24 protein-coding genes are annotated in these 22,229 nt (G+C 68.9%); 10 read left to right on the top strand and 14 right to left on the bottom strand.

Features of this window, described 5'->3' with window-relative positions:
- Positions 1-3: 3 nt before the first annotated feature.
- Complete coding sequence (locus tag ACYQ5L_RS19505; RefSeq protein ID WP_459959119.1) at positions 4-216, bottom strand: hypothetical protein; 213 nt, start codon at positions 214-216, stop codon at positions 4-6.
- Positions 217-269: 53 nt separating this feature from the next.
- Between ACYQ5L_RS19505 and ACYQ5L_RS19500 the strand changes: the two genes are divergently transcribed.
- Complete coding sequence (locus ACYQ5L_RS19500; protein ID WP_459959118.1) at positions 270-758, top strand: winged helix-turn-helix transcriptional regulator; 489 nt, start codon at positions 270-272, stop codon at positions 756-758.
- 156 nt (positions 759-914) lie between these two features.
- On the opposite strand, the gene ACYQ5L_RS19495 is transcribed toward ACYQ5L_RS19500, so the two are convergent.
- Together ACYQ5L_RS19495 and ACYQ5L_RS19490 are read right to left on the bottom strand one after the other, a co-directional pair.
- Complete coding sequence (locus ACYQ5L_RS19495; protein WP_459959117.1) at positions 915-1,988, bottom strand: winged helix DNA-binding domain-containing protein; 1,074 nt, start codon at positions 1,986-1,988, stop codon at positions 915-917.
- A gap of 195 nt (positions 1,989-2,183) precedes the next feature.
- Positions 2,184-3,350, bottom strand: coding sequence for a thiolase family protein (locus tag ACYQ5L_RS19490; RefSeq protein ID WP_459959116.1), 1,167 nt, complete (start codon positions 3,348-3,350; stop codon positions 2,184-2,186).
- A gap of 139 nt (positions 3,351-3,489) precedes the next feature.
- Between ACYQ5L_RS19490 and ACYQ5L_RS19485 the strand changes: the two genes are divergently transcribed.
- Positions 3,490-4,212 (top strand): YoaK family protein, encoded by a 723-nt coding sequence (locus tag ACYQ5L_RS19485; protein ID WP_459959115.1) that lies wholly within the window; start codon positions 3,490-3,492, stop codon positions 4,210-4,212.
- 73 nt (positions 4,213-4,285) lie between these two features.
- Positions 4,286-4,888, top strand: a complete 603-nt coding sequence (locus tag ACYQ5L_RS19480) for an HdeD family acid-resistance protein (RefSeq protein WP_459959114.1) — start codon at positions 4,286-4,288, stop codon at positions 4,886-4,888.
- A gap of 89 nt (positions 4,889-4,977) precedes the next feature.
- Here ACYQ5L_RS19480 and ACYQ5L_RS19475 read toward each other — a convergent pair whose 3' ends face one another.
- The 5 genes from ACYQ5L_RS19475 to ACYQ5L_RS19455 form a co-directional block, all read right to left on the bottom strand.
- Positions 4,978-5,856, bottom strand: a complete 879-nt coding sequence (locus tag ACYQ5L_RS19475) for a phosphoribulokinase (RefSeq protein ID WP_459959113.1) — start codon at positions 5,854-5,856, stop codon at positions 4,978-4,980.
- 43 nt (positions 5,857-5,899) lie between these two features.
- Positions 5,900-6,976 (bottom strand): class 1 fructose-bisphosphatase, encoded by a 1,077-nt coding sequence (locus tag ACYQ5L_RS19470; protein ID WP_459959112.1) that lies wholly within the window; start codon positions 6,974-6,976, stop codon positions 5,900-5,902.
- Positions 6,977-6,992: 16 nt separating this feature from the next.
- Entirely contained in the window at positions 6,993-7,982 is a 990-nt protein-coding gene (locus ACYQ5L_RS19465) for an AAA family ATPase (protein ID WP_459959111.1), read from the bottom strand.
- Positions 7,983-8,080: 98 nt separating this feature from the next.
- Positions 8,081-8,527, bottom strand: a complete 447-nt coding sequence (locus tag ACYQ5L_RS19460; protein ID WP_459959110.1) for a ribulose bisphosphate carboxylase small subunit — start codon at positions 8,525-8,527, stop codon at positions 8,081-8,083.
- Positions 8,528-8,537: 10 nt separating this feature from the next.
- Positions 8,538-9,986 (bottom strand): form I ribulose bisphosphate carboxylase large subunit, encoded by a 1,449-nt coding sequence (locus tag ACYQ5L_RS19455; RefSeq protein WP_459959109.1) that lies wholly within the window; start codon positions 9,984-9,986, stop codon positions 8,538-8,540.
- Positions 9,987-10,110: 124 nt separating this feature from the next.
- Between ACYQ5L_RS19455 and ACYQ5L_RS19450 the strand changes: the two genes are divergently transcribed.
- Complete coding sequence (locus ACYQ5L_RS19450; RefSeq protein ID WP_459959108.1) at positions 10,111-10,986, top strand: LysR family transcriptional regulator; 876 nt, start codon at positions 10,111-10,113, stop codon at positions 10,984-10,986.
- A gap of 34 nt (positions 10,987-11,020) precedes the next feature.
- Here the strand turns inward: ACYQ5L_RS19450 and ACYQ5L_RS19445 are convergent, their stop codons facing one another.
- Positions 11,021-11,566 carry a PadR family transcriptional regulator gene (locus ACYQ5L_RS19445; RefSeq protein WP_459959107.1) on the bottom strand — a complete coding sequence of 182 codons (546 nt, stop codon included), beginning with the start codon at positions 11,564-11,566 and terminating at the stop codon, positions 11,021-11,023.
- Positions 11,567-11,612: 46 nt separating this feature from the next.
- Between ACYQ5L_RS19445 and ACYQ5L_RS19440 the strand changes: the two genes are divergently transcribed.
- Positions 11,613-12,179 carry a peptide deformylase gene (locus ACYQ5L_RS19440; RefSeq protein WP_459959106.1) on the top strand — a complete coding sequence of 189 codons (567 nt, stop codon included), beginning with the start codon at positions 11,613-11,615 and terminating at the stop codon, positions 12,177-12,179.
- Between the two features lie 149 nt (positions 12,180-12,328).
- On the opposite strand, the gene ACYQ5L_RS19435 is transcribed toward ACYQ5L_RS19440, so the two are convergent.
- On the bottom strand, positions 12,329-12,469 hold the full coding sequence (locus ACYQ5L_RS19435; RefSeq protein ID WP_459963685.1) for a hypothetical protein: 141 nt from the start codon (positions 12,467-12,469) through the stop codon (positions 12,329-12,331).
- A 111-nt stretch (positions 12,470-12,580) separates the two neighbouring features.
- Positions 12,581-13,255 (bottom strand): ArsR/SmtB family transcription factor, encoded by a 675-nt coding sequence (locus tag ACYQ5L_RS19430; protein ID WP_459959105.1) that lies wholly within the window; start codon positions 13,253-13,255, stop codon positions 12,581-12,583.
- 117 nt (positions 13,256-13,372) lie between these two features.
- On the opposite strand from ACYQ5L_RS19430, the gene ACYQ5L_RS19425 reads away from it, so the two are divergent.
- Both ACYQ5L_RS19425 and ACYQ5L_RS19420 read left to right on the top strand, forming a co-directional pair.
- Positions 13,373-14,650, top strand: a complete 1,278-nt coding sequence (locus ACYQ5L_RS19425; RefSeq protein WP_459959104.1) for an MFS transporter — start codon at positions 13,373-13,375, stop codon at positions 14,648-14,650.
- On the top strand, positions 14,647-15,174 hold the full coding sequence (locus ACYQ5L_RS19420) for an HAD domain-containing protein (RefSeq protein WP_459959103.1): 528 nt from the start codon (positions 14,647-14,649) through the stop codon (positions 15,172-15,174). The genes ACYQ5L_RS19425 and ACYQ5L_RS19420 overlap by 4 nt, the downstream gene beginning before the upstream one ends.
- Positions 15,175-15,284: 110 nt before the next feature.
- Here the strand turns inward: ACYQ5L_RS19420 and ACYQ5L_RS19415 are convergent, their stop codons facing one another.
- On the bottom strand, positions 15,285-16,052 hold the full coding sequence (locus ACYQ5L_RS19415; protein ID WP_459959102.1) for a hypothetical protein: 768 nt from the start codon (positions 16,050-16,052) through the stop codon (positions 15,285-15,287).
- Positions 16,053-16,257: 205 nt separating this feature from the next.
- Here ACYQ5L_RS19415 and ACYQ5L_RS19410 point away from each other — a divergent pair, with 205 nt between their 5' ends.
- Entirely contained in the window at positions 16,258-18,021 is a 1,764-nt protein-coding gene (locus ACYQ5L_RS19410) for an MFS transporter (protein WP_459959101.1), read from the top strand.
- Between the two features lie 26 nt (positions 18,022-18,047).
- Positions 18,048-18,500, top strand: coding sequence for a MarR family winged helix-turn-helix transcriptional regulator (locus ACYQ5L_RS19405; protein WP_459959100.1), 453 nt, complete (start codon positions 18,048-18,050; stop codon positions 18,498-18,500).
- Positions 18,501-18,550: 50 nt separating this feature from the next.
- Here the strand turns inward: ACYQ5L_RS19405 and ACYQ5L_RS19400 are convergent, their stop codons facing one another.
- Positions 18,551-19,009 (bottom strand): VOC family protein, encoded by a 459-nt coding sequence (locus ACYQ5L_RS19400; RefSeq protein WP_459959099.1) that lies wholly within the window; start codon positions 19,007-19,009, stop codon positions 18,551-18,553.
- Positions 19,010-19,205: 196 nt separating this feature from the next.
- Here ACYQ5L_RS19400 and ACYQ5L_RS19395 point away from each other — a divergent pair, with 196 nt between their 5' ends.
- A complete protein-coding gene (locus ACYQ5L_RS19395) occupies positions 19,206-20,987 on the top strand; it encodes a thiamine pyrophosphate-requiring protein (RefSeq protein WP_459959098.1) in 1,782 nt (593 codons plus the stop codon).
- On the opposite strand, the gene ACYQ5L_RS19390 is transcribed toward ACYQ5L_RS19395, so the two are convergent.
- Positions 20,988-22,199 carry a pyridoxal phosphate-dependent aminotransferase gene (locus ACYQ5L_RS19390; protein ID WP_459959097.1) on the bottom strand — a complete coding sequence of 404 codons (1,212 nt, stop codon included), beginning with the start codon at positions 22,197-22,199 and terminating at the stop codon, positions 20,988-20,990. It abuts the gene before it with no gap.
- Positions 22,200-22,229 lie beyond the last annotated feature (30 nt).

Below are 22,229 nucleotides of genomic sequence, written 5' to 3'. Positions count from 1 at the left end.
GAGTCAGCCGAGGACCCGGCGGGTCTGGCGGGCCTGCGCCGAGCCGGCCTGCGGCGCCGCCGCGCGCGCCACCTCGATCAGCAGTGCGGCGATCACTCCGCCGTGCGGTCCGCTCCACCCCCGCCAGCTCGTGTCGACGGTGGCTTCCCATGTTCGTGGCCCGGCCGCGTCGAGCGCGAAGAGTGTCCGCACCGACCGCCCAGTGAGTTGCATCATGAAACGGACGATAGGCCAGTGAGTCTTTTCAAGCAACCGACTATGCTCGGGGCATGCGCCGCACCAGCTTCGAGGACATGAACTGCTCCATCGCCCAATGCCTGGAGGTGGTCGGGGACTGGTGGACCCTGCTGATCGTGCGCGACGCCCTGTTCGGCATCACCCGCTTCGACGACTTCCGCTCCCGTCTGGGCATCGCCCGCAACGTCTTGACCCAGCGGCTGGATCACCTTGTCGCCCAAGGCATCCTGGACAAGGTGCCGTATCAGGAGAACCCGGTGCGCTACGACTACACGCTCACCGCGAAGGGCCGGTCCCTGTGGCTGGTGCTCACCGCCATGCGCCAATGGGGTGACACCTGGGCCGCCCCGGACGGCCCGCCCGTCGAAGCCGTCCACGACACCTGCGGCCACACCATGACCGTGCAACCGGTCTGCTCCGAATGCGGCGACCACCTCGCCGGCCGCGACATCCACCCCGTCCTCGGCCCCGGCGCCCGCACCCCCGACCTGCTCCCCCACTCGCCCGCGCCCCCGGCCTAGCCGCCCGAGCGGGTGGCGCCGCGCACCGCCGATCATCGGTGGAATGGCGCATCCCCCACCCACCGGCGACGCAGTGCGGGGCTGCGGCGCGAATTCGTGAGCGCGCAACCGAACCCGTCACCCGCGCGGTCGGTCGCTGGTCGCCCAGCGCCGCCCTCAGCCGACGCGCACGCTGAGTCCGCGGCGGCCGAGGGCGCGGGCCACGTGGGCGGCTTCGGCTTCCAGTTCTGCCAGGGGCGCTGGGGCGTTGTCGAACATGGTGACGACGAGGTCGTCGGCGTCGGTGTCCCAGGTGCCGGCGATGCGGCCGTCGACCAGGACCAGTGGTGAGATCCAGCCGGCGGTGCGACTCACCTTGGCGCGGTGGGCTTTCGAGAGCAGTGCCTCGTCGTTGGTGCCGGGGCCGAGCACGTACTGGTCGAAGGATCCCAGCAGATGCACCGACGATGTGGGTTCGGTGGCGGCCAGGGCGTCGAGGCTGTCGGTGAGGATGTATCCGGTGCGGCCTTCGACGTCGACCTCGGTGATGCGGTCGCCGAGTTCGGCGAACCAGCGGCGCAGCGTCGCCTTGCGGAGGCTGCCGCGGCTGAGCCAGGCATCGAAGGATTCGGGGGTGGCCGGGCCGTACGCGGCCAGATACGCGGTGATGATCTCGGGGGCCGCCGCATCCGGATCCGGGATGCCCGGCCAGCCGGGGATCAGGTGCGCGGGGCTGGCGAAGGTGATGGAGTTGCCCTGTGCCGGTCCGTGACACAGCGCGCCTTGCCAGGCCAGGGGTTTGAGGACCGCGCCCCAGCCGGAGCGCAGTTGTTCGGCGAGGGGGTGGAATCGCTTCTGCGCGACGATCGCCGACACCAGTTCCTCGCGGGTGAGCACGGCGTCGTCGAGGATATCGGCGAGTGCGGTCACCAGGGCGCCGATGTCGTCCGGGGTCGCGCCGAAAGCCTTTGTCCAGGACGGCTTTTCCCAGGTACGCGCCGATCCCATGAGGGAGAGCACGCTGGCGGCGAGTTCCGGGGGCAGCGCGTGCAGGGTGCCGCGCATGGCCCAGGTCTTCACCAGCTTCTTCTCGGCGAGCGCCTGCACCACCGCGCCCGGGCCACCCTTGCTGCGTCGCAGCGCCACCGCGGTTTCCGCGGCCGAGGTCACCTGCGCCTGCACACCGCAGATGCGGCCCACGATCGCCACGGGTGTCGCACCGGAGCGCGGTGCGACGAACTGTTGTCCCATGCGCCAGGTAAACACCTGATCCCAGGTAAGCCGCACCGTTGTCTCCCGCATCGTGTCGTGATCGTCGCAGTGTCGGGATCACCCTACGAGGTGATCCCGACACCGCGGTTGCGCACCGGCGGAGAGTGATCGGCCTCCGGAACGATCAGCAGATCGATGGTGCCCGCCGAACCGGTACTGCCGCACGCTGTTTCGTCAGAGCCGTTCGATGATGGTGGCGTTGGCCAGGCCGCCGGCCTCGCACATGGTCATCAGGCCGTAGCGGCCGCCGGTCTGCTCCAAATGGTTGAGCAGCGTCGACAGGATGCGGGTGCCCGAGGCGCCGAGCGGATGGCCCAGGGCGATGGCGCCGCCGCGCGGATTGAGTTTGGCCGGATCCGCGCCCAGTTCGCGCGCCCACACCAGCGGGACGGGGGCGAAGGCCTCGTTCACCTCGTAGGCGTCGATGTCGTCGATCGTGAGACCCACGCGCGAGAGCGCTTTCCGGGTGGCGGGGATGACGGCGGTGAGCATGAGCAGCGGGTCGTCGCCGGTGACGGCGAAGGAGTGGAAGCGGGCGCGCGGGCGCAGGCCGAGCTGGGTGGCCTTTTCCTCGCTCATGATCAGGGTGGCCGAGGCGCCGTCGGTGAGCGGGGAGGAATTGCCGGGCGTGATGGACCACTCGATCTCGGGGAAGCGGGCTGTGAACTCGGCGTCGGTGAAGGCGGGCTGCAACCCGGCCAAACCCTCCACGGTGGTGGCGGGGCGGATGGTTTCGTCGGCGGTCAGGCTGCCCGCGGGCACGAGTTCGTTGTCGAAACCGCCCGCGGCGGCGGTGGCAGCGGCCAGTTGGTGTGAGCGTGCGGAGAATTCGTCGAGGGCGGTGCGGTCGAACTTCCAGCGCGCGGCGATCACCTCGGCCGCGATGCCCTGCTGGACGAGGCCGTCGGGGTAGCGGTGCGCGAGGGGGCCGCGGTTGGCGTCGCGGCCCTGGGCATTGGAGAACATGGGCGCCCGCGACATCGATTCCACGCCGCAGGCGATGGCGATGTCGTAGGCGTCGGCGAGCACGCCCTGGGCGGCGAAGTGGGCGGCCTGCTGGCTCGATCCGCACTGGCGGTCGACGGTGGTGGCGGGCACCGAGTCGGGGAATCCGGCGGCCAGGACCGCGGTGCGGGAGATATTGAACGCCTGCTCGCCGCTCTGGGTGACGCAACCGCCGATCACATCATCGATCAGCCCCGGGTCGATGCCGGTGCGTTCGACCAGCGTGGACAGCACGCCCGACAGCAGCGTCGCCGGATGCACATCCGACAGTCCACCACCGGGTTTCCCCTTCCCGGACGGTGTGCGGACAGCGTCGACGATGACGGCGGAGGTCATGGCTTCTCCTTGCTCGTGCCTACCGGAAGCGATGAGAATTCCGGTTAACATCAGCACTGTACCGCACGGTTACGCGCCGGTGCGCGGGTGGAGTTTCCTCACACCGAATATTTGCCTGCCGGTTGCTAGCCTGGGGTGCATGACCACGACCGGCACCGAGGACACCGAGCCCTTCTGGGATCTGGAGATGCGGCTGTCGGCGGCGCTGTCGATGCTGGCCGGGTTCGTCGGCGCCGCCGCCTACGCCCACTCCGCCGGATACTTCGTCACCTTCATGACCGGCAATACCGAACGCGCCACCGTTGGCGCCTTCCTCGGCGACTACACCCTCGCGCGCAGCGCCGCGTTGCTGATCCTGTGCTTCGTGGCCGGGGTGATCATCGCCTCGGTGTGCCGGCGGCATCTGTGGACCAATCATCCCCACGGCGCGACCGTGCTCACCACCCTGGCGCTGATCGGCGCGGTGATCGTGGATTTCATCCAGGAGAAGCAGGGCGTCGGCATCGGTTTGGGCCCGATCCTGCTGGTGGCCTTCGGCATGGGCGCGCTCAACACCTCCTTCGTCCGCAACGGCGAGGTGTCGATACCGGTCTCCTATGTCACCGGCACCCTGGTCAAGCTCGCCCAGGGCATCGAGCGGCACCTGGCCGGGGGCAGCTTCCGCGACTGGATCGGCTACGGCGTGCAGTACGGGTCGTTCACCCTGGGCGCGGTGATCGGCGGCCTGGTCAGCCTGGTGGTCGACGGCCCGTTCATGCTCGATGCCGCCGTCGTCGGCTCGGCCCTGGTCGCCGCCTACACCTGGCGCGCCGACATCCGCTGGGTGCGCCGCACCCGACGCCGCCAGGCCGATGCCGGTTGAGCACCGTCACAGCTCGACACCACGCCGGGCAAATTAACCGCAAAGCTCATTGACTGGGCATATCCTCCAGCTCATGACAACCAGCAAAGAGGAAGTTACCGAAGGGCCGCTGCATGCTCTGGCCCGCGGCGCATGGCAGTCGATCCTGCTCACCGGCATCCTCTCGGTGGTGCTGGGCATCCTCATCCTGGCCTGGCCCGGGAAGACCATCCTGGTGGCGGGCGTGCTGTTCGGCGTCTATCTCATCGTCTCCGGTGTCTTCCAGCTCATCGCCGCGTTCGGGGTGCACATCAGCGCGGGCATGCGCATCCTGTCCTTCGTCAGCGGCATCCTGTCGCTGATCCTGGGCTTTCTGTGCTTCCACGACTGGCGCGACAGCGGCGAGGCCACCGCGGTGCTGCTGCTGGCCATCTGGATCGGCATCAGCTGGATCTTCCGCGGCGTCGCCTCGCTGATCACCGGCGTCTCCGCCGACGGTATGCCCGGCCGCGGCTGGATGATCTTCTTCGGCATCGTGCTCATCATCGGCGGCGGCTGGCTGATCGCGGTGCCGTTCTCCTCCATCGTCGCCCTGACGCTGGTGGCGGGCTGGTGGCTGATCTTCCTCGGCATCATGGAGATCGTCAGCGCCTTCCAGGTCAGGTCCGGCACCAAGGGCGTGCCGAAGGAACTCTGACCAAGGAACTGTGACCAAGGAACGATGACTCGCGCACTCCCGCACCATGATCCGGCGGCCGCCCACCAGGGTGGTCGCCGGATTCGTTGTCAGCGCAGGCGTTTGGGCCGCTTGTCCATCAGCCGCAGGATGAGCGGGGTGAAGATCAGCTGCATGGCCAGGTCCATCTTCCCGCCCGGCACCACGATGCTGTTGGGCCGCGACATGAACGAATCGTGCAGCATCGACAGCAGATACGGGAAGTCGATGACCTTCGGATCGGCGAAGCGGATCACCACGAACGACTCGTCCGCGGTCGGAATCGTGCGCGCGGTGAACGGATTGGAGGTGTCGACGGTGGGCACCCGCTGGAAATTGACGTAGGTGCGGGAGAACTGCGGGCAGATGTGCTTGACGTAATCGGGCATGCGCCGCAGGATCGTGTCGATGATGGCCTCGCTGGAATACCCGCGTTCGGTCTTGTCGCGGTGCACCTTCTGAATCCACTCCAGATTCACGATCGGCACCACCCCCACCAGCAGATCCGTATAGCGGGCCACATCGATGCCGTCGGTGACCGCGGCCCCGTGCAGGCCCTCGTAGAACAGCAGATCGCTGCCCGGCGCCAGCTCCTCCCACGGGGTGAACGTGCCCGCCGGCTGCCCGTAGGGTTTGGCCTCGTTCTCGTCGTGCAGATACCGGCGCACCGACCCCACCCCGGTCTCCCCGTAATCGCGGAACAGCGCCTCGAGCTCGGCCAGCAGATTGGCCTCCGGCCCGAAATGGGAGAAGTGCAGATTGCGCGACCGCTCGGCCTCGGCCATGGCGAGGGCCATCTCGTTGCGGTCGTAGCGGTGGAACGAATCCCCCTCCACGATCACCGCATTGATCCCCTCCCGGCGGAATATCTCCTGGAAGGTCCGGGTGACGCTGGTCGTCCCCGCACCGGAGGACCCGGTGATCGCGACCACGGGATTCTTGACCGACATGGCACCTCCTCGATTGCCGGACAACGCGCCTGCGCGCCGCCGCTCACCGTCGCGCCGACCGGAACAGCGACCGCGAACCGAACAGCGAGGCATCGAAACTCGGGCCCTCGTCGGGTTCGGCGTGATAGCGCACGATGCGCTCGACCTCGGTGCGGGAGCCGAAGATGAACGGCACCTTCTGATGCAGCTCCCGCGGGCGCTCCTGCAGCACCCGCGCATGCCCCGTCGTGGCGGCCCCGCCGGCCTGCTCGACGATGAAGGCGATCGGGTTGGCGCCGTAGAGCAGCGACACCCGGCCCGGACGATCCGGGGACCGGGTGTCGCGCGGATACAGATACATCCCGCCGCGGGTGAGGATGTGGAAGGTGTCGGCCACCAGCGAGGCGACCCAGCGCATATTGAAATCGCGCCCGCGCGGGCCGTCCACGCCCTCCAGGCATTCGTGCACATACCGGCGCACCGGCCGCTCCCAGAAGCGTTCGTTGGCGGCATTGATGGCGAAGCCGGAGGTGTTCTCCGGAATCCGCATGCGCGGATGGGTGAGCACGAACGCCCCCACCTCCCGGTCCAGGGTGAACCCGTCCACGCCGTCGCCGACGGTGATGACCAGCATGGTCGCGGGCCCGTAGAGGGTGAATCCCGCGCACACCTGCTGCGCGCCCGGCTGCAGGAAATCCGCCGCCGCCGTCTCGCGCCCGTCCTCGGGGGCGCGCAGCACACTGAAAATCGTGCCCACGGGCAGGTTCACGTCGATATTGCTCGACCCGTCCAGCGGATCGAAGGCGAGCAGATACTTGCCGCGCCGGTATTCGGCGGGCACCGCGTGGAATCCGCTCATCTGCTCCGACACCAGCGCCGAGAGCAGTCCGGTCCATTGGCTTTCGGCGACCATGATGTCGTGGGCGATGGCATCCATCTTGCGGTGCACGGTGACCGGCAGATTGTCCGCCTCCGCCGCGCCGAGCGAGCCCACGATGGCGCCGCGCGTCACCTGATTGGCGATGATCTTGGTGGCGGTGGCCAGCACATTGAGCAGCGCCGAGAACTCACCGGAGGAGCCGGGATGGCGATGCTCGGACTCGATGGTGTAGCGGGTGAGGGTCTTCAATCCTTCGGGCATCGGCCCTCTCATTTCCTCATGGGGAGGCCCCTTCGGTCGGGGCCTGGGCGAACACACTGCTGCCGTGGACGTCATCGCCGGTGAGGGTGATCAGATCGGTGCGGCTCAGCGGCCGGCCCAACTCGACCAGGCGTTTGGCCTGGCGCAGCCGGCAGCGGTCGAGGGCATTGCGCACACTGCGGGCATTGGCGAACCGCGGGCGCGCCATCCGCAGGTCGAGATACTGCGCGAAGGCGCGGGCCGCGTCGTCGTCGAACCGGAAATTCTCCTGCGCCACCATGAGTTGCGCGATGGCCATGAGTTCGGCGTGGGTGTAGTCCGGGAATTCGATGTGATGGGCCACCCGCGAGGACAGGCCCGGATTGGCGGAGAAGAAGGTCTCCATGCGGTCGGGGTAGCCGGCGAAGATGACCACCAGGCTGGTGCGCTCGTTCTCCATCTCCTGCAACAGGATCTCGATGACCTCCTGGCCGTAGTCGCGTTCGTTCTCCGGCCGGAACAGGTAGTAGGCCTCGTCGATGAACAGCACACCCCCCGCGGCCTTGGCCAGGGCCTCCTTGGTTTTCGGGGCGGTGTGGCCGATGAACTGGCCGACCAGATCGTCGCGGGTGACGGTGTGCACCTTGGGTTTGCGGATATAGCCCAGCGCGTGCAGCATCTGCGCCATGCGCAGCGCGACGGTGGTCTTGCCGGTGCCCGGGCCGCCGGTGAAGGACATGTGCATGGTGGGGCGGGTGGCCTGCAGGCCGAAACGGCGGCGGGCGCGATCGATGAGCAGCAGGGCGGCGATTTCGCGGACGCGCCGCTTGACATTGGCCAAACCGATCAGTTCCGCATCCAGGCGGGTGAGCGTGTCCTCGACATCTTTCCCGGCGATATCGGTGGACAGATCCAGCACGGCGTCGGAGGCCAGCGGCTGGTGGTCGGCCGCCGCGTCCTCCGGTCGGGGACCGTCGGCGGCCGTACCGCGCGCCGGCGCGGGGCTCGTGGCTCCGGGCCGATGCATATGGAACCCGTTGCCGGAGTGTCCGGTTGCAGGCGCCCGGGCACCCGGCGTCGCGGGGAATTCCGTGCTCACCTTAAACCTCTCACACTCGCCGCCGTTCAGTCGCCGTATCGTTCACCCGGGCGGGCATCGGTGGCATAGGAGTGGAAACCGTAGCGCTGGCGGCGATCCTGCGACTCGGTGCGCGCGAGACGGAATCCGGGCTCGTGATCGGGGCGCTGCACCAGGAAACTCAACGCCGTGGTCTGCCGGGTGTAGGAGGCGTCGTAGGCGGTGAGGCGAATGTAGTGGCGCGGGAAGGTCGCCCGGCACGCGGCGACCTCGGCGAGCACCCCGTCGGGCTCGTCGAGATCGAACAGCGGCAGCCCCCACATCTCCCAGTACACATTGCGCGGATGCGGATCGTCGGTGTACTCGATCGACACCGGCCAGTTGTTGAGCAGCGCGTAGCGCACCTGCGCGGCGATCTCGGCGTCGGTGAGTGCGGGCAGGTGCGAGAAGGTGCCCTGGCGCAGATACATGACGGAGTCCTGTCTTTCGGTCACCGGAGACGGGTCAGCGGGTGACGGTGGGCACGGCATCGGGGGCGTCGGTGGAGGTGTAGTCGAAGCTGACATCACCCCACACATCCAGGGCCGCCTGCAGCGGGCGGCACACCTGCGCGGCCTGGCGCAGCACATCCGGGCCCTCCTTCAGCAGATCGCGGCCCTCGTTGCGGGCCTTCACCACGGCCTCGAGGGCCACCCGGTTGGCTTCCGCGCCCGCGGCGATGCCCATCGGATGGCCGATGGTGCCGCCGCCGAACTGCAGGCACACGTCATCGCCGAACAGATCCAGCAGTTGATGCATCTGCCCGGCATGGATGCCACCCGAGGCCACCGGCAGCACCCCGGGCAGGCTCGCCCAGTGCTGGTCGAAGAAGATGCCGTTGCGGGCATTGGCGGGAATGTGGTTGTCGCGCAACGTGTCGTAGAAGCCGCGCACCGTGTGCGGGTCGCCCTCGAGCTTGCCGATGACGGTGCCCGCGTGCAGGTGATCCACCCCGATCAGCCGGCACCACTTGGCCAGCACCCGGAAACTCACCCCGTGCGTCTTCTGCCGGGTGAAGGTGGAATGCCCCGCCCGGTGCAGGTGCAGCAGCATGCCATTGCGGCGCGCCCACTTCGACATCGACTGCATGGCGGTGTAACCGACCGTCAGGTCCATCATGATGATCACGCTGCCCAGCGATTTCGCGAACTCGGCGCGCTCGTACATGTCCTCCATGTCCGCGGCGGTGACATTGAGATAATGGCCCTTCAACTCGCCGGTCTCGGCGATGGCGCGGTTGACGCCCTCCATGGCGAACAGGTACCGGTCGCGCCAGCGCATGAACGGCTGGGAGTTGATGTTCTCGTCGTCCTTGGTGAAATCCAAACCGCCCTTGCACGCTTCGTACACCACGCGCCCGTAGTTGCGGGCCGACAACCCCAGTTTCGGTTTCACCGTCGCACCCAGCAGCGGGCGCCCGTATTTATTGAGATATTCCCTTTCCATAACGATTCCGTGCGGCGGGCCCTGAAAGGTCTTGACATAGGGCACCGGAATCCGCATATCCTCCAGCCGCAATGCCTGCAACGGTTTGAAACCGAATACATTGCCGATCACCGAGGAGGTGAGATTGGTGATCGACCCCTCCTCGAACAGATCGAGATCGTAGGCCACATAGGCGAAGTACTCACCCGCCCGGCCCGGCACCTCCTCCACCCGATAGCACTTGCCCTGGTAGCGGTCGTGCGCGGTCAACCGGTCGGTCCACACCACCGTCCATGTGGCCGTGGAGGATTCACCGGCCACCGCGGCCGAGGCCTCGATCGGATCCACCCCCTGCTGCGGGGTCACCCGGAACACCGCGAGCACATCGGTGTCGGTGGGTTGGTAGTCGGGGGCGTAATATCCCATCGACGCATACGACTGCACGCCCGGATCCCAGCGACCGCGTCCGCCGTTCTGATCGTCGGCCATCATTCCTCCTGCGAACCGGGTTGGGCCACTTGCGATTCCCAGGATGACGGGCGCGTTAACGACAAACAATTCGATTGTTCACCGACTCGCTCAACCATTTAGTCGGGTTTGCTACCGTCGGTGGATGGGTAGCGTCAGCGCGGTCCGCATGGAAACATTCCTGGCCGTCGCCCGCCACTCCAGCATCCGCCGCGCCGCCGCCCAACTGCACATCACCGAAGCCGCCGCCTCCGCCGCGGTCGCGCACATCGAAAAACAGCTGGGCGCCAAACTCGTCACCAAATCCGGGCGCGGTATCGCCCTCACCGAAGCCGGGCGCGTCTACGCCGACTACTGCCGCAGCATCCTGGGATTGATGAAAGAAGCCCACGCCGCGGTGCGCGCCGCCGAAACCGGGCGCCTGCGCATCGGGGTGGTCGCCACCGCCGGGGAGTTCGTGCTGCTGCGGCTGCTGGCCTCCTTCCGGCACCGCTACCCCGAGATCGAACTCGGGCTCTCCATCCAGCCGCGTGATGTGCTGTTCGTCGAATTGACCCACCACGAAACAGATCTCGTCGTCGCCGGCCGCCCACCCCGCGACGCCGGCCTCGTCACCCGGGCGCGGCGGCCCAGCCAGCTCGTCGTCGTGGGCGCGCCCGGACGCTGGCCCGATCCCGCCGAGGCCACCTGGCTGCTGCGCGGCAAGGGCTCGGGCACCCGCGACACCACCCTCGCCCTGTTCGACCGCCTGCAGATCCGCCCGCCCACCCTGACCCTGGGCACCCACGGCGCGGCGCTGGCCGCCGCGCGAGAAGGCCTGGGCATCACCCTGATTCACTCCGACGCCATCGAAACCGACCTCTGGGGCAACCATCTGGAAATCCTGCCCGTGGACGGCACCCCGCTCAACCGGCCCTGGCACGCCGTCACCACCCGCACCCCCGCCCCCGCCGCCCGGCTGTTCCTGTCCCACATCACCGATCCGGCCCGCGTGGGCGACAAGGCATTTCGCGCCGCCTGACCCCGGCCGGGCACACCACGGCCCGCGGATCGGGTCAGCGTGGCGGGTCGAGGTCGTCGACAGTGGCCAGAACCTTGTCGTGCCAGGCGATCTCGGCGTCGATGCGCATGCGGGCGTGCTCGACGATGAGATCGTCGGCCGCGCTCTGATCCGGCCAGCGACGCTCGACCTGATGGTCGATGCGCGAGGCGCGCGCCCGCAACGCGGCAATGCGGTCCTCGAGGTAGCCGCGCAACAGGTCCCGATCCAGATCGGCGCTCACCGCCAACGCCAGATCCACCGGGTCCGGGCGCAGGTCGACCTCGGTGAGCGCCTCGTCGCGCAGCGCACGCAGTTCGCGCCGGCCCTCCTCGGTGATCTCGTAGACCGTGCGCGCCGGGAGCGCGCCGGGCTGCTCGGTGCGCAGCGGGCGGATCAGGCCCTCGTCGGCCATGCGATGCAGGGCGCTGTAGAGCGAACCCGGTTTGACCCGCGACCACAGATCCGCCCGATCCAGGCGGGCATCGCGGCGCAGCTGATGACCGTGCATCGGCCCGCGCTTGGCCAAGGCGGCGAGCAGGAACAGCCGGGTCTCGTTCACGGGGGCTAGTCTGACACAACTACTCAATTTTGAGTACCCTCATCGCATGGCTGTCCGACCGATCCTCATCGCCGGCGATCCCCGCCTGGCCGCCCCCGCCGTCCCCGTCACCGTCTTCGACGCCGAGCTCGCCGCCTTCATCGACGACCTGTTCGACACCAATACCGCCGCCACCGGCGCGGGACTGGCCGCCAACCAGGTCGGCGACCCGCGCGCGGTGTTCGTCTACGACCTGCACGACCAGGGTGTGCGCCGCCGCGGCCACGTCGTCAACCCGGTGCTGGAAACCTCCGAGATCCCCGAAACCATGCCCGATCCCGACGACGACCTCGAAGGCTGCCTGTCGGTGCCCGAGGAATGGTTCCCCGCCGGCCGCGCCCACTGGGCCAAGGTCACCGGCGTCGACCTGTACGGCGAGCCGATCAGCGTCGAGGGCACCGGCTATTTCGCCCGCTGCTTGCAGCACGAAACCGACCACCTGCGCGGGCACCTGTACCTGGACCGGCTCATCGGCCGCAACAAACGCGCCGCCCGCAAGATGATCAAGGCCCGGGGCTGGACCGTGCCCGGCAACAGCTGGCGCCCGCGTGCCGCCGCCGCAGTCCGCGACTGACCACCGACCACCGGCTGCGGCTCGGGACCGACCGGGCCGGGACCGACCGCGGCCGCGGCTCGGGGACCACGTGCGAGAGCGCAATGCTGCGGCCACCGATCATGGACGGCGGCCCGGATCGGCCGCAGGAGCGGGATTCTCGCCCGCGCTCACGGTGCGAGGCAGCCGGGCCCGAGCAACGCTTTGAGCTCACCCATCAGCGCCGGGGACGAGGTGACCCGCCACCGCGGATCCACGGCGAGCAGTCGCGGACCGGTGCGGGTGAGCAGCCGGATCCGGACCTGCGGCAATCACCCCCCAGCGGCCGAGCCGCCGCGGCGGCAGCACCTTCGATGCCGCGGCAGACGCCCTACGCGTGTCGCCGCGGCGCAAGCCCTACGTTCGCTGCGGCGGCGGACGCCCTAGGTCGTTGCGGCGGAAGCGCCTTCGACCGGCAGACCGGCCAGCGCCCATTCGAGCATGCCCTCGTCGAAACGTTTCACCGTGTGCCCGGCCTGCTCGGCGATGCGGATTGCATCCGGTGCCATCACGCAGTACGCGCCACGACAGTAGGCGACGATCTCGCGACCGGCGGGCAGATCAGCCAGGCGCGTGGACAATTCGACGAGGGGGACATTGATGGCGCCGGGGATGTGGCCGGCGTCGTACTCCTCGCGGGGGCGGACATCGATGAGGGTGATCTCGCCGGCGTCGCGACGGCGAATCAGCTCCTCGCGGGTGATGGCCGAATCGGGCGAACCCAGCACGTCGGCGGCGGTCGCGGCCACGGCCGCCAGATGCGCTCGGGCGACGGCGTGGACCTGGGCGTAGAGGCGGGCCACGTCCGGACCGGCGAGCCGGTAGTGCTGGCGGGTGCCGTCGCGGCGGGACTCGACCAGGCCGCCGGCTTTGAGGGTCTGCAGGTTCGCCGAGGCGGTGGTCAGGTTCATTCCCGTTGCCGTGGCGATGGATTCGACGGTGCGCTCACCCTGGGCGAGCAGATCCAGGATCTGCAGGCGGCGGCCATTGCCCAGCGCCTTGCCGACGCGGGCGATCTCGTCGAAGAGGGCGGCCTCGAGGCCGGGACGCTCCTGCACGCTTGCTTCTCCCCTGCTGCCTGGAATAGCTTATTCCAAAGTTCTTTGGAATAGCGTAGAACATCCCGGCGGGACGCGCCCGCACCGATGGCTCCCCCGTGTCAGCGAAAGAAATCCGTGTCCAGCACCGCAAGCTCCACCAGTTCCTCCGTCACCGCCCCCGAGGCCGCCCACGCGCAGCGGCGCATCCTGACCGTCCTGGTCTCCGCGCAGATCCTCAGTGGCGCCGGCCTGGCCGCGGGCATCACCGTCGGCGCCCTGCTCGCCCAGGACATGCTCGGCTCCACCGGCCTGGCCGGACTGCCCAGCGGCCTGTTCACCGCCGGCTCCGCGGTCGCCGCCATCGCCGTCGGCCGCCTCTCCCAGCGCCGCGGCCGCCGCCCCGGCCTGGCCGCCGGCTACCTCACCGGCGCCCTGGGCAGCATCGGCGTGATCGCCGCCGCCGTCCTGGACAACCCGCCCCTGCTGTTTGTGGCCCTGTTCGTCTACGGCGCCGGCACCGCCACCAACCTACAGGCCCGCTACGCCGGCGCCGACCTGGCCACCGCCTCCCACCGCGGCCGCGCCGTGTCCACCGTCCTGGTCGCCACCACCCTCGGCGGCGTCGTCGGCCCGAATCTCGCCGCCCCCACCGGTTCTCTCGCCGAAACCCTCGGCATCCCCCATCTGGCCGGCCCTTTCCTGCTCGCCGCCCTCGCCTACGCCCTGGCCGCCCTCGTGCTGGCCGTCTGGCTGCGCCCCGACCCGCTGCTGCTGGCTCGCGCCCTCGGCGACCCCGACACCCCGGCAACGTCCGGGACCGCCCCCGCGCCCGACCGCACCGAGGGCTCCGAAAAAGGTGTCGCCGTAGGCGGTCTGGTGATGGCGCTGACCCAATTGGTCATGGTCGCGATCATGACCATGACCCCGGTCCACATGCACGACCACGGCCACGGCACCGCCGCCGCCGGCCTGGTGATCGCCATCCACGTCGCCGCCATGTACCTGCCCTCACCCCTGACCGGCTGGCTCGTCGACCGCCACGGCCGCCTGCCCGTGGCCGCCGCCTCCGGCGTGACCCTCCTGGCCGCCGGCGCCCTCGCCGCGGCCGCCCCCGCCGACTCGGTCGTCCTGCTCGCCGCCGCCCTGGCCCTGCTCGGCCTGGGCTGGAACCTGGGCCTGGTCGCCGGCACCGCCATCATCACCGACACCGTCCCCCTGGCCACCCGCGCCAAAACCCAAGGCGCGGTCGACGTCTCCATCGCCATCGCCGGAGCCACCGGCGGCATGGGCTCGGGCCTGATGGTCGCCGCCACCAGCTACCCCGCCCTCGCCTTGGCCGGTGGCCTCCTCGCCGTCGCGGTCGTCCCCCTCGCCGCCCTCACCAGCCGCCACCGCACGCACAAGGCACGATGAGCCATACCCCGCCCGCACCGCTGCTGTTCCTCGACATCGACGGACCACTGATCCCGTTCGGCGCGACGCCCGGACCGCGCCCGGATTCCGCACCACTGCTCGAACCGCACGGCGGGGCGAATCCGCTGGCGGCCCGGCTCGATCCCGCCCTCGGGCCACTGCTGGCGGCGCTGCCCTGCGAGCTGGTGTGGGCCACGACCTGGATGGACGAGGCCAACCAAACGGTGGGACCGATCCTGGGCCTGCCCACGCTGGCGGTGGTGCAGTGGCCCGAACGGCCCGATGATCGCGTCGACGCGTGGTTCGGATTGCACTGGAAGACCCGCACATTGGTCGACTGGGCCGCCGGACGGGCCTTCGTGTGGATCGACGACGAGATCGGTGCGGCCGACCGCGACTGGGTGGCCGAGCATCACCGCGGGCGAGCACTGTTGCTCCGCGTCGACCCGACAACGGGTCTGCGCCGCGCCGATCTCGCCGCGGTCGCCGAATGGCTCGCGGCGGTGCCGAGGACGCACCGGTAGCACTCGCCGACGACGGTGAGCGCGCGCCTCTCGATCTGAAACAGCATCGACCGGGAACTGGTGGCGGACCCTTCTCGGGCTTTGCCGCCACCAGTTCCCGGTCGATGCCATCACGCCGAGGGCACGCCCGCGTCCTGATCCCAGGTCCATCCTGCTGCCAGGAGGGTTCGGATCCAGTCGCGGAGTTCGGGGTAGCCCTGGCCGCCCCGTGCGCCGACGACCGATCGCGGCACCCACAGATACCAGTACACCGCGATGTCGAGCGTCAGCTCGAAGAAGTCTCGGCAGATCCGGATTCCGATCGGCGGCTCCAGAACACCCGCCTGCGGCCCGGACACCCAGTGTGTACCCGACACGGACTCGACCGGATAGTCCAGAGCCCAGATTCTGTCGCGCACGGAAATGGAACCGTCCGTGTTGAATTCGGATCCGGCAGGCAGGCGCACGGTCGATGCCCGTACTTCCATGACATCCCAGCCGATCGGCAGTCCCGAGCCGTCCGGTTCCAACGCTGCGCGGACGAACCGCCTCGCCGACTCGTAGTTCAGCTCGTCGACCAGATGGACCTCTTCCCCGACCCAGGTGGTCCACACTCGCACATCGCCCGGCAGATCAGCGCGCCACATCGCCCGTGCGGGCGGGCCCGGCAGCGATGTTCGCAGGGGGTAGTCGCATTCGTAATCCCAGTACGCAGGCGTGAGGCCCAGCGACAATGGCCGGAAGAAGGCGTTGGGACCGCCGAAGATGGCCCGCAGCGCGATATCGCACACCTGCGATTCGTCGGCCACCTCTTCCGCGTCGTAGGTCAGGCGCATCCCGTAGCCGGGAAATTCCCACAGCCCCGGCAGGTCGGAGACGTCTGTGTTGCGGTGTGCCACCCGAAGGCTCCCGTGTCGATCATCAAGTGCCCCAGTAGATCACCTAAGGGCGACGACGTCATCCGAATATCCGCCGTGCCGTGCCGCCAGCGGAGTGGCTGGTACGCGGGCACGGCCCGGTGAATGGGATCACTCCCGGTTGGTTAGTTAGCAACATGCAACTATATTGAGGCGTTGTTCTGACCGCTCGATTCCGGGAGGCGAAATGGCCTCGACTGTCACTGATCTCGATCGTGGGGATGTTCGGACGATTCGCCGGCGGTTGCGGGTGGATCATGATCACCCGCGGTACAAGTGGGTGGCGTTGTCGAACACCACGGTGGGGATGCTCATGGTGACGATCAATTCGTCGATCGTGATCATCTCGCTGCCGGCCATTTTCCGGGGGATTCACCTCAATCCCCTGGCGGCGGGGAACGTGGGGTATCTGCTGTGGCTGCTGATGGGGTTTCTGCTGGTGTCGGCGGTGCTGGTGGTGCTGTTCGGGCGGCTGGGGGACATGTACGGGCGGGTGCGGATCTACAACCTGGGGTTCGTGGTGTTCGCGGTGTCGGCGGTGGCGTTGTCGTTCGTGCCCTTCGACCGCGGCGGCGCGGCGTTGTGGCTGATCGGGTGGCGGCTGGTGCAGGGCGTCGGCGGGGCGATGCTGATGGCGAATGCGGCGGCGATACTCACCGATGCGTTCCCGATCCAGCGGCGCGGATTCGCGCTGGGCATCAATCAGGTGGCGGCGGTGGCGGGGACGTTCCTGGGCCTGGTGATCGGCGGGCTGCTCTCGGAATGGCATTGGAAGGCCGTGTTCTGGGTGAGCGTGCCGTTCGCGGTGCTGGGGGCGGTGTGGTCGTATCGGTCGCTGCGCGAGGTGGGGACGCGGACACCGGGGAAGCTGGACTGGCCGGGCACGATCACCTTCGCGCTAGGGCTGACCGCGCTGCTGACGGGCATCACCTACGGGATCCAGCCCTACGGGGACGCGAACACCGGGTGGACCAATCCGTGGGTGATCGGTTCCGTCGCGGGCGGATTCGCGCTGCTCGCGCTGTTCTGCTGGATCGAGACGCGGGTGGCGGCGCCGATGTTCGAGCTGTCGCTGTTTCGCCGCCGCGCGTTCGGGCTGGGGAACCTGGCGGGGTTGATGGCCTCGATCGGGCGCGGCGGGCTGCAGTTCATGCTGATCGTGTGGCTGCAGGGGATCTGGCTGCCGCTGCACGGCTACGACTTCGAGGTCACCCCGCTGTGGGCGGGAATCTACCTGCTGCCGTTGACGATCGGGTTCCTGGCCGCGGGCCCGGTGTCGGGCTGGCTGTCGGATCGCTACGGCGCGCGCTCGTTCGCCACCGCGGGCATGCTCCTCGTCGCGGCCACCTTCGTGCTGCTCGTGGTGATCCCGGTCGACTTCGACTACCGGGTGTTCGCCGCCATCGTGCTGCTCAACGGCCTCGGCTCGGGCATGTTCACCTCCCCCAATACCGCCGAGGTGATGAACAGCGTCCCGGCCGCCCAGCGCGGGGTCGCCTCCGGTATCCGCGCCACCCTGCTCAACGGCGGCATGGCGCTGTCGATGGGAATCTTCTTCTCCCTCATGGTCATCGGCCTGTCCGACCCGCTGCCCGGCGCCATGAACGAGGGCCTGCGGGCCCAGGGCGTGCCCGCCGCGGTCGCCGAGCAGGCGGCCGGGCTGCCGCCGGTGGGCAGCCTGTTCGCCGCGTTCCTGGGCTACAACCCGATCGAGGAGCTGCTGGGCCCCAGCGGCGCACTCGCGCAGCCGGGCGTGCACACCGAGACCCTCACCGGTCAGGAGTTCTTCCCCCACTTGATCTCCGGGCCCTTCCACTCCGGACTGGTGGTCGTGTTCCTGGGCGCCGCGATTATGATGCTGATCGGCGCGGTGGCCTCGTGGTTCGCCGGCAGCGGCCCCGCCCACGACGAATCCGCCGAACTGCGCGCCGCCGACCGCGCGGGCATCTGACCGACAACCAGGAGGCACGGCACCCGATGAGCTCGAAGGCCGCCGGCGTCGCCGACACCGACCAGCTCGGCGCGGCCGCCGAGCTGTATCACACGATCGGCCGGCTGCTGCGACTGCTGCGGCACTCCGGCGATCTGGGTGCGCTCAGCCCCGGCGCGGCCTCCGCGCTGGCGTCGCTGGCACGCTCCGGGCCGATGCGCCTGGGCGATCTCGCCACGATCGAGCGCGTCAGCGCCCCGACCATGTCGCGAGTGGTGACGAGCCTGGAGAAGGGCGGCTACATCGTGCGCGACGCCGACCCCGAAGACGGTCGCGCCCAACTGCTCTCGGCCACCCCGAGCGCCCACGACCTGGTCACCGGCCTCACCTCCGCGCGCATCCAGCGCTTCGCCGCGGCCATGGCGCACCTCGACGACGGGCAGCGCCGGACCCTGCTGTCCTCGCTCGAGACGCTCATCGACGCCCTCGACGAGGGATAAACGGAACGGGAGGTTCGCGCCGCCGCGAACCTCCCGTTCCACCAGGGTGATCAGGCGCGATCGTAGGCGTCGCGCAGCGCCTGCACATCGATTTTCGACATGCCGCGCAGCGCCGTGGTGAGCGCGGCCAGGCGCGCGGGGTCGGTGGCCGCCATCAGCTTCGGCAGATCGGCGGGGGCCACCTGCCAGCTCACCCCGTACCTGTCGGTCAGCCAGCCGCACGGCCCGGGCTCGCCGCCGTCGGTCAGCGCCTCCCACAGCTGGTCGATCTCGGCCTGGGTGTCCACCACGACCTGGATCGAGGCCGCATCGGTGAACTCATGGCCCGGCCCGCCGTTGAGCAGGGTGACCGCGTGCCCGGCCAGCTCCAGCTGCACGGTGAACACCGCGCCGTCGGGGGTGCGGGTGATATCGACGATGCGGGATTCGGGAACCACCGAGGTGTAGAAGGCGGCGGCCTGCTCGGCCTGGTTGTCGAACCAGAAGAAGGTGTTGACGGTGGTGGACATGGCGGGCTCCTTGCGAGGTTGGTGAGCTGCTTGCACACTCTGGTCGGAACCGGCCCCCGCCCTTCGACATATCCGCCGAAATTTCTTCAAGAATTTTTTCCCTCCCCTCCGTCGTGATCGCACGCGGCGATTGAGCCTCACCACAGCGGGTAGCTCGCCCTCGACAGCGATGACGAGCAGCGGATGGAGAAGGCCGATGTCGACAGATGTTTCCGATCATGTGGTGCAGCGGTTGCGCGAATGGGGCGTCGACCACGTCTTCGGCTACCCCGGCGACGGGATCAACGGATTGATCGCCGCCCTCGGGCGCGCCGGCAACCAGCCGCGGTTCATCCAGGCCCGCCACGAGGAAATGGCCGCCTTCACCGCGGTCGGCTACGCGAAATTCAGTGGGCGCGTAGGGGTTTGCCTGGCCACCTCCGGACCCGGCGCCATCCACCTGCTCAACGGGCTCTACGACGCCAAACTCGACCACGTCCCCGTGGTCGCCCTTGTCGGGCAGACCGCGCGCAGCGCCATGGGCAGCAGCTACCAGCAGGAAGTGGACCTGCAAGCGCTGTTCAAGGACGTCGCCTCGGACTACCTCGTCGAAGTCAACGTCCCCAGCCAGCTGCCCAACGCCCTCGACCGCGCCTTCCGCACCGCCGCCACCCGCCGCGCCCCCACCGCGCTGATCATCCCCTCCGACCTGCAGGAGCAGACCTACGAACCACCCCGGCACGAGTTCAAACAGGCCCCCTCCAGCGCGCCCGGCGCACTGCCCGCCATCACCGTGCCCCCGCGCGCCGACCTCGAGCGCGCCGCCGCGGTGATCAACGCCGGCGACCGCGTGGCCATCCTCATCGGCCAGGGCGCGCGCGCCGCGGCCGCCGAAGTGCTCCAGGTCGCCGACATCACCGGCGCCGGCGTGGCCAAAGCCCTGCTCGGCAAGGACGTGCTGCCCGACGATCTGCCGTTCGTCACCGGCGCGATCGGCCTGCTCGGCAGCCGCCCCAGCTACGAGCTCATGCGCGACTGCGACACCCTGCTGATCATCGGCTCCAATTTCCCCTACACCCAGTTCCTGCCCGACCTCGATCAGGCCCGCGCCGTGCAGATCGACATCGACGGCACCATGATCGGCATCCGCTACCCCACCGAGGTCAACCTCGTCGGCGACGCCAAAACCACCCTGCGCGAACTGATCCCGCTGCTACAACCGCGGCGCGACCTGGAATGGTGCGAAACCGTGGAACACCACGTCACCCGCTGGTGGGAGACCGTCGAACACCAGGCGATGCTCGACGCCGAACCGGTCAACCCCATGCGCGTGGTGTGGGAGCTGTCGCAGCGCCTGCCCGACAATGCCGTCGTCACCGCCGATTCCGGCTCCTCCACCAACTGGTACGCCCGCTGCCTGCGCTTGCGCGGCGAGATGCGCGGCTCCCTGTCGGGCACCCTGGCCACCATGGGCTCGGGGGTGCCCTACGCCCTCGGCGCCAAGTTCGCCCACCCCGACCGCCCGGTCATCGCCCTGGTCGGCGACGGGGCCATGCAGATGAACGGGCTGGCCGAACTGCTCACCATCGCCCGCTACCACCGCGACTGGAGCGACCCGCGCCTGATCGTGTGCGTGTTCCACAACAACGACCTCAACCAGGTCACCTGGGAACTGCGCGCCATGGGCGGCAACCCCAAATTCGAGCAGTCGCAAACCCTGCCCGACGTCTCCTACGCCGATCTGGCCCGCTGCATGGGCTTTCAGGCCATCCCCATCGACGACCCCGACGCCCTGGCCCCCGCCTGGGACCGCGCCCTGGCCGCCGAGGTCCCGGTGCTCATCGACGTGCACTGCGATCCGGAGGTCCCGCCCATCCCGCCGCACGCCACCTACGAGCAGATCAAGGACATGGGCCTGGCGTTGCTGCGCGGGGACCCGGAAGCCTGGCACGTGATGGTGCAGGGCGCCAAGACCAAGGCCCAGGAGTTCCGGCCCTGACTACTGGCGGTAGGTCGCCAGGAACCGGCCGATGCGCTCGATGATCGCCTCCAGATCATCGGCGTGCGGCAGCGTCACGATCCGGAAATGATCCGGGCGCGGCCAATTGAAGCCCGTGCCCTGCACGATGTGAATCTTCTCCTGCAACAGCAGATCCAGCACGAACTGCTCGTCACTGCGGATCGGATACACCTCCAGGTCGATGCGCGGGAACGCATACAACGCCCCCTTGGGCTTCACACACGAGATGCCCGGCAGCGCATTGAGCGCCTCCCACGTGCGATCGCGCTGCTCGCGCAACCGGCCACCGGGCAGGGTCAGATCGTAGATGCTCTGATGCCCGCCCAGCGCCGCCTGAATCGCCTGCTGCGCGGGCACATTCGCGCACAACCGCAACCCCGCCAGCATGGTCAGGCCCTCGAGATAGTTCTGCGCGTGCTGCGTCGGCCCCGACACCACCAGCCACCCGGACCGGAAACCGGCCGCGCGGTAGGACTTCGACAGCCCGGAGAAGGTCAGCACCAGCAGATCCGGGGCCAGCGCCGCGGTGGCGGTGTGGGTCAGATCGTCGTAGAGGATCTTGTCGTAGATCTCGTCGGCGAACACCACCAGATTGTGGCGGCGCGCCACCTCGAGGACCTGGCGCACCACCTCCGGCGAATACACCGCACCGGTGGGATTGTTCGGATTGATGAGCACGATCGCGCGCGTGCGATCGGACACCTTGGCCTCGATATCGGCCACATCCGGGAACCAGTCCGCGCCCTCGTCGCAGAGGTAGTGCACCGGCCGGCCGCCATTGAGCACCGTGGCCGCGGTCCACAACGGGAAGTCCGGCGCCGGCACCAGCACTTCGTCACCGGTCTCGAGCAGCGCCGTCATGGCCATCATGATCAGCTCGGAGACGCCGTTGCCCAGGAACACCTCCTCCACGTCGACCCCGTCCACGCCCAGGGTCTGGTAGTACTGCACCACCGCGCGCCGCGCCGAGAGCAGCCCCTTGGAGGTGACGTAGCCGGCCGAGGCGGGCAGGTTGCGCACGATGTCCTGCAGGATCTCCGCCGGCGCCTCGAACCCGAAGGTCAGCGGATTGCCGGTATTGAGCTTCACCACGTGATGGCCCTCGGCCTCGAGCCGGGCCGCGTGCTCGGCCACCGGACCGCGGATCTCATACGACACTCCCGCCAGCTTGCTCGACTGCTTGACCTGCATGAACATCCTCTTCTCGAAGTCGTTGCCGCA

The sequence above is a fragment of the Nocardia sp. IFM 10818 genome (genome assembly GCF_054655275.1).
This window is presented reverse-complemented; position numbering and strand designations above follow the sequence as displayed.

What these genes read in the sequence shown, in the direction of transcription:
- ACYQ5L_RS19465 (WP_459959111.1), bottom strand. Translation starts at nt 7,982, where the DNA reads ATGCATCGGCCCGGAGCCACGAGCCCCGCGCCGGCGCGCGGTACGGCC.
- ACYQ5L_RS19485 (WP_459959115.1), top strand. Translation starts at nt 3,490, where the DNA reads ATGACCACGACCGGCACCGAGGACACCGAGCCCTTCTGGGATCTGGAG.
- ACYQ5L_RS19470 (WP_459959112.1), bottom strand. Translation starts at nt 6,976, where the DNA reads ATGCCCGAAGGATTGAAGACCCTCACCCGCTACACCATCGAGTCCGAG.
- ACYQ5L_RS19420 (WP_459959103.1), top strand. Translation starts at nt 14,647, where the DNA reads ATGAGCCATACCCCGCCCGCACCGCTGCTGTTCCTCGACATCGACGGA.
- ACYQ5L_RS19490 (WP_459959116.1), bottom strand. Translation starts at nt 3,350, where the DNA reads ATGACCTCCGCCGTCATCGTCGACGCTGTCCGCACACCGTCCGGGAAG.
- ACYQ5L_RS19450 (WP_459959108.1), top strand. Translation starts at nt 10,111, where the DNA reads ATGGGTAGCGTCAGCGCGGTCCGCATGGAAACATTCCTGGCCGTCGCC.
- ACYQ5L_RS19455 (WP_459959109.1), bottom strand. Translation starts at nt 9,986, where the DNA reads ATGGCCGACGATCAGAACGGCGGACGCGGTCGCTGGGATCCGGGCGTG.
- ACYQ5L_RS19410 (WP_459959101.1), top strand. Translation starts at nt 16,258, where the DNA reads ATGGCCTCGACTGTCACTGATCTCGATCGTGGGGATGTTCGGACGATT.
- ACYQ5L_RS19440 (WP_459959106.1), top strand. Translation starts at nt 11,613, where the DNA reads ATGGCTGTCCGACCGATCCTCATCGCCGGCGATCCCCGCCTGGCCGCC.
- ACYQ5L_RS19400 (WP_459959099.1), bottom strand. Translation starts at nt 19,009, where the DNA reads ATGTCCACCACCGTCAACACCTTCTTCTGGTTCGACAACCAGGCCGAG.
- ACYQ5L_RS19495 (WP_459959117.1), bottom strand. Translation starts at nt 1,988, where the DNA reads ATGGGACAACAGTTCGTCGCACCGCGCTCCGGTGCGACACCCGTGGCG.
- ACYQ5L_RS19405 (WP_459959100.1), top strand. Translation starts at nt 18,048, where the DNA reads ATGAGCTCGAAGGCCGCCGGCGTCGCCGACACCGACCAGCTCGGCGCG.
- ACYQ5L_RS19500 (WP_459959118.1), top strand. Translation starts at nt 270, where the DNA reads ATGCGCCGCACCAGCTTCGAGGACATGAACTGCTCCATCGCCCAATGC.
- ACYQ5L_RS19390 (WP_459959097.1), bottom strand. Translation starts at nt 22,199, where the DNA reads ATGCAGGTCAAGCAGTCGAGCAAGCTGGCGGGAGTGTCGTATGAGATC.
- ACYQ5L_RS19395 (WP_459959098.1), top strand. Translation starts at nt 19,206, where the DNA reads ATGTCGACAGATGTTTCCGATCATGTGGTGCAGCGGTTGCGCGAATGG.
- ACYQ5L_RS19505 (WP_459959119.1), bottom strand. Translation starts at nt 216, where the DNA reads ATGATGCAACTCACTGGGCGGTCGGTGCGGACACTCTTCGCGCTCGAC.
- ACYQ5L_RS19475 (WP_459959113.1), bottom strand. Translation starts at nt 5,856, where the DNA reads ATGTCGGTCAAGAATCCCGTGGTCGCGATCACCGGGTCCTCCGGTGCG.
- ACYQ5L_RS19480 (WP_459959114.1), top strand. Translation starts at nt 4,286, where the DNA reads ATGACAACCAGCAAAGAGGAAGTTACCGAAGGGCCGCTGCATGCTCTG.